This window comes from Methylobacterium sp. WL116, from assembly GCF_008039455.1.
In the GTDB taxonomy this organism is placed as follows: domain Bacteria; phylum Pseudomonadota; class Alphaproteobacteria; order Rhizobiales; family Beijerinckiaceae; genus Methylobacterium.
Genome location: NZ_VRUV01000825.1, coordinates 1 through 1,387 on the forward strand (window position 1 = coordinate 1; position 1,387 = coordinate 1,387).

Consider the following 1,387-nt stretch of genomic DNA (forward strand, 5'->3'; position numbering starts at 1 on the left):
AGCCTCGGTCTATCGGCTCGGCCTCGACAGCCGGGTCGAGCCCGGAAGCGCGGGCACCGGCTCGGTGCTCGGCGGGCTTGCGCTCGTCGAGCAGGATCGCGACGACCACGATGTCGGGCTGGCGGATCAGGCAGCGGGCGAGGTCGATCGCGATCCGGGTCTCGACCGGGATCGCGCCCTCGCCGAGCACCGAGCCGGTGCCCGCGCTTCCGGGCTCGACCCGGCTGTCGAGGCCGAGCCGATAGACCGAGGCTTCCAGGCCCTCCTCGGTCAGCACACGCCGGACGATCGCCCGCACCCGCGGCTCCGCCCCGGCCTCTCCGAGGCTGACGCGGCCGAACAGCAGGTTCTCCTCGACGCTGGCCGCCGGGTTGATCCGCGTGGGATCGTGGAACTCGACCGCGGCGGCGAGGTGAGCCGGCAGCATCCGCGCGAAGGAGTGGCGGGCGGCGACGAGCCGCTCCTCGAACGCGGCGTCGATCAGCCCAAAGCGGTGGCGGGTTTCGCTGTAGCGCAGCGCCAACCCGATGAGCCGCTCGCGGTCGCGCTGGCCCGCCGGGCCGCGACGCAGCGCGACCGCATCCGGCTGGCGCACCACCAGATCCTCGAAGTAGCCGCGCTCGTCGGCCGGAAAGAGGGAGAACGCGTCGAACAGCGGATGGTCGTTGGGCAGATCGGCGAAGATCTCGACGGTGCTGCGCGCGACCGCAAGGCCGATCTCCGTGAGCGGGCGGACGAGGTCTTCCGCCTCCAGCACGGCGCGCATGTAGGGATGGCGAGCGAGGCGCTTGGGTGCGAAGGTCTGGCCCACGGGCTCGCCGAACAGGATGTTCTCGCCGACCGTGGCCTGATGGTTGTAGCGGGCGGGATCGAACGGCTCAACCAGGCGCTCCGCCCCTTCCGCCTTCAGCATCGTCCGCATCGTGACGCGGGCGGCCACCAAGGCGCGGGCGAAGTCGGGGGCGGCGACCGGATCGACCCGGGCGAGGAGGCCGCGGGAATAGGCGAAGGCATCGAGCCCGGTGATCCGCAGGATCTCGACGAAGGCGGGCTGATCGGGAGCGGCCGCGGGATCGGCGCCGTAGAGGATGTTGGCGCGGAGCGTCCCCTCGACCAGGATCGCCTCGCCGGCGGCGAACGCGATGCGGCGGGCGCGATCCGCGGCGTCGAACGCGCCGAGATCGTGCCCGGCATAGGTGACGTTGCCCGCCGTCGGCGCGACCTGGCCCGCGAGGATCGCCGCGAGCACCCGGGCGCCGCTGCCGCGGATGCCTGTGATCGCGACGTGCGAGGGCATCGCCAGCGTGAGGTCGACCCCCGAGAGCCGTTCGCCGGTCGCCGCGTCGAAGGCGCCGACGCCCCGCGCCGCGAGATCGCCGGCGCGGGG

1 protein-coding gene is annotated in these 1,387 nt (G+C 73.3%); it reads right to left on the reverse strand.

Annotated features, from left to right (window positions below):
• A partial coding sequence (locus tag FV223_RS27675; RefSeq protein WP_348644833.1) for an ATP-binding cassette domain-containing protein occupies positions 1-1,387 on the reverse strand: 1,387 nt, incomplete at both ends.